This window comes from Geobacillus sp. ZGt-1, assembly GCF_001026865.1.
GTDB lineage: Bacteria > Bacillota > Bacilli > Bacillales > Anoxybacillaceae > Geobacillus > Geobacillus thermoleovorans.
In genome coordinates, this window is sequence record NZ_LDPD01000186.1 from 1 (window position 1) to 3,800 (window position 3,800).

The following is a 3,800-nucleotide window of genomic DNA, read 5'->3' on the forward strand; positions in this document are numbered from 1 at the left end:
AAAGTCTTGACTGACTCAAAGAATTTTTAGCGTTTGCTAAATTATCTAAGGAAGGCAATATTCAAATTTGGAAACAGCTTGGGTTTGACCCGATTCGCTGGGATGTTTGGAGTGATCCTGCACTGAAAGAACCAAACAAATATACAGAATACTTCGGAAAGGATATTTTTGATACTCTCACGAGTATGAAAGATGAGATCGATTCACCGACAATCACCGAAAATACTCCAAAAATGAATCAGTTAGTGGTTCAATCTGTTCTGTATAAAGTTTTAAAAGAGAAGAGCGTATCCCCAGAGCAAGCTTTGAAAAATGCTGCAAATGAAATGAGCAAACAATAGGCAAATTGGTTTGAATTCTCGAGGGAAGATTCGAGTGGCACCATGTTTTTGAATCTTCCCTTACCACCCGATGTTTCCCGGCTCGGGAAGCATATAACATTGGAAGTAAGGGGGAGTATCGGTGGAAAATAAATTAGACTACTCAATACAGGCAGTACCCCAGAAACGAAAGGGAAATGGAATTATTTTTTCTCAAAAAGTTGCTCCGTATATTTTTGTATCACCGTTTATTCTATCTTTTTTAATATTTTTCCTTTATCCTTCCATTTCGACGATTATAATGAGTTTTCAAGAAGTATTACCTGGCGAAACAAAGTTTATTGGGATAGAAAATTACAAAAAATTACTTAATCCACATTTTTATGCAGCTTTGCGTAATACAACAATTTACACTATTTGGACACTAATTATCTTGATCCCGCTTCCTTTAGTGCTAGCGGTCATCTTGAATTCTAAGGCTATACCGGGACGTAATTTTTTTCGCTCTGCCTATTTTATACCGGCTTTAACTTCTACCATCGTAGTTGGTGTAGTGTTCCGCTTAATCTTCGGGGAGTTGGAATCAGCTCCTGCGAATACGCTCTTGAAATGGCTAGGGCTGCCAGCCCAGCAGTGGACAATGCATTGGGGAACAGGAATGTTTTTAATGGTTTTTTTGGCTTCTTGGAAGTGGTTAGGGGTTAATATTTTGTATTTTCTTTCTGGGTTGCAAAATATCCCGAAAGAGCTTTACGAGTCGGCAGAGATTGATGGCGCTGGGATGTTTAGGAAATTTTTTAACATTACACTTCCACTTTTAAAACCCGTAGTCATCTATGTGTTAACTATTAGTATTTTTGGTGGGTTTAGAATGTACGAGGAAAGCTTTGTGTTTTGGCAAAATCAGTCACCTGGTGATATTGGACTTACTTTAGTAGGTTACATTTATCGGGAAGGGTTTATAAACAATGACATGGGATTTGGTTCGGCCATTGGGATTGTGTTGCTGATCATCGTGTTTGTTATTAATATCATTCAGTTGAAGGCTACAGGGGCCTTCAGGAAGGAGGGATAAAGCTTGACAGGGACAGCAAAAATCCACCCAATCGCAAAGGCGATAGTTGTATTAATGTTGTTGCTCTTTGCTGTTGTTGCGCTTTTCCCATTTTTTGCCTTACTACTAGCATCCTTTAAGCCATCTACAGAGTTGCTTAGATATGGATTGAATTTAAAATTACAGGCACACTTGCTGTCGCTTAAGAACTACATTTATCTCTTCCAGGATGGGGCAAAATATCTGACTTGGTATAAAAATAGCTTGATTATTACAGCCGTAGGGACTGTGTTATCACTATTCTTTTCCTCTATGGTTGGGTACGCATTAGCCGTATATGATTTTAAGGGTAGGAATGTAATTTTTATTCTCGTTCTGGCTGTAATGATGATTCCGATAGAAATTTTGATGTTACCTTTATACAAATTGATGGTGTCTTTCAAAATGATTAACACATACTGGGGAGTTATTGTCCCCACTATGGTAGCCCCTGTTGCCATATTCTTTTTTAGACAATACGCATTAGGGTTGCCAAAGGAATTGCTTGATGCAGCTAGAATAGATGGGTGTTCCGAATTTAGAATTTTTTTCAGCATTATGGTTCCGTTAATGAAGCCTGCGTTTGGAGCGATGGCCATTTTACAGGCAATGGGTTACTGGAATAGCTTTCTATGGCCAACAGTTATCCTTCGAACAGAGGATATGTTCACTTTACCAATTGGCTTGTCGGGATTGTTAACTCCTTACGGTAATAACTACGATATTTTAATTTCTGGATCATTGTTAACAATTCTTCCAATTATTATTTTGTTTGTGTTCTTCCAACGTTACTTTATTTCTGGTTTAACTGTTGGAGGAGTAAAAGGTTAATAAAACATAGAAAGGGTGTATTAACTGTGAGTGTGAAAAAAGCCCAAATGATCATCGAAAAAGACTTCAAAATCGCTGAAATCGACAAACGCATTTACGGTTCTTTTATCGAGCACCTCGGCCGCGCGGTATACGGAGGGATTTATGAGCCCGGCCATCCGCAAGCCGACGAAAATGGGTTCCGGCAAGATGTCATCGAGCTGGTCAAAGAGCTGCAAGTGCCCATTATCCGTTATCCGGGCGGGAATTTTGTGTCCGGTTACAACTGGGAAGATGGAGTGGGGCCAAAAGAGCAGCGTCCGCGTCGGCTTGATTTGGCATGGCGGTCGGTGGAAACGAATGAAATTGGCTTGAATGAATTTATGGACTGGGCCAAGATGGTCGGGGCCGAAGTAAATATGGCTGTCAACTTAGGGACACGAGGCATTGATGCGGCACGCAACTTGGTTGAATATTGCAACCACCCATCGGGCTCGTATTACAGCGATTTGCGCATTTCCCACGGCTATAAAGAGCCGCATAAAATTAAAACATGGTGTCTAGGCAATGAGATGGACGGCCCGTGGCAAATCGGCCACAAGACAGCAGTGGAGTATGGGCGGATTGCATGCGAAGCCGCAAAAGTGATGAAGTGGGTCGATCCGACAATTGAACTCGTCGCCTGCGGCAGTTCGAACCGGAATATGCCGACGTTTGCGGAATGGGAAGCGACCGTTCTTGATCATACGTATGAGTACGTCGATTATATTTCTCTCCATCAATACTATGGAAACCGGGACAATGATACGGCCAATTATTTGGCGCTGTCGCTGGAAATGGATGATTTTATCCGTTCGGTTGTGGCCATTGCCGATTACGTGAAGGCGAAAAAACGAAGCAAGAAGACGATTCATCTTTCGTTTGACGAATGGAACGTATGGTACCATTCGAATGAGGCGGATAAGCAAATTGAACCGTGGACGGTGGCGCCGCCTTTGTTGGAGGATATTTATAACTTTGAAGATGCGCTTCTTGTCGGCTGCATGCTTATTACGCTCATGAAACATGCCGATCGGGTGAAAATTGCCTGCTTGGCTCAGTTAGTGAATGTCATTGCACCGATTATGACGGAAAAGAACGGTCCGGCTTGGAAACAAACGATTTATTATCCGTTTATGCACGCCTCTGTGTATGGAAGAGGAGTGGCGTTGCATCCGGTGGTTTCCAGCCCGAAATACGACAGCAAAGACTTCACCGATGTGCCATACTTAGAATCGATTGCGGTTTACAATGAAGAAAAAGAAGAAGTGACGATTTTTGCCGTCAACCGTGATATGGACGATGCGTTGCTGCTCGAATGCGATGTTCGCAGTTTTGAAGACTATCGCGTCATTGAGCATATCGTTTTGGAGCATGAAAACGTGAAACAAACGAATTCGGCGCAGTCGTCCCCGGTTGTTCCGCATCGCAACGGCGACGCTCAGATGTCCGATGGAAAAGTATCGGCGACGTTGCCGAAGTTGTCGTGGAACGTCATCCGTTTAGGAAAATGATAAGGAAGTGAAGGCTGGTCTGAT

3 protein-coding genes and 1 pseudogene are annotated in these 3,800 nt (G+C 42.3%); all 4 read left to right on the forward strand.

The features are described 5' to 3' along the window. Positions 1–17: 17 nt before the first annotated feature. A pseudogene (locus VU18_RS21340) lies at positions 18–341 on the forward strand (arabinose-binding protein); the annotation flags it as partial. 121 nt (positions 342–462) lie between these two features. After that, on the forward strand, positions 463–1,395 hold the full coding sequence (locus VU18_RS16470; protein ID WP_021321562.1) for a carbohydrate ABC transporter permease: 933 nt from the start codon (positions 463–465) through the stop codon (positions 1,393–1,395). A 54-nt stretch (positions 1,396–1,449) separates the two neighbouring features. Continuing rightward, positions 1,450–2,244, forward strand: a complete 795-nt coding sequence (locus VU18_RS16475) for a carbohydrate ABC transporter permease (protein WP_047758579.1) — start codon at positions 1,450–1,452, stop codon at positions 2,242–2,244. Positions 2,245–2,270: 26 nt separating this feature from the next. Further along, the gene (locus tag VU18_RS16480) at positions 2,271–3,776 is read left to right on the forward strand and encodes an alpha-N-arabinofuranosidase (RefSeq protein WP_021321564.1); all 1,506 of its coding nucleotides are present in this window, start codon (positions 2,271–2,273) and stop codon (positions 3,774–3,776) included. The last annotated feature ends 24 nt before the right edge of the window (positions 3,777–3,800 follow it).

Excerpts from the sequence above, each read along its gene's own strand:
- VU18_RS16475 (WP_047758579.1), top strand. The coding sequence starts at position 1,450 with ATGTTGTTGCTCTTTGCTGTTGTTGCGCTTTTCCCATTTTTTGCCTTA.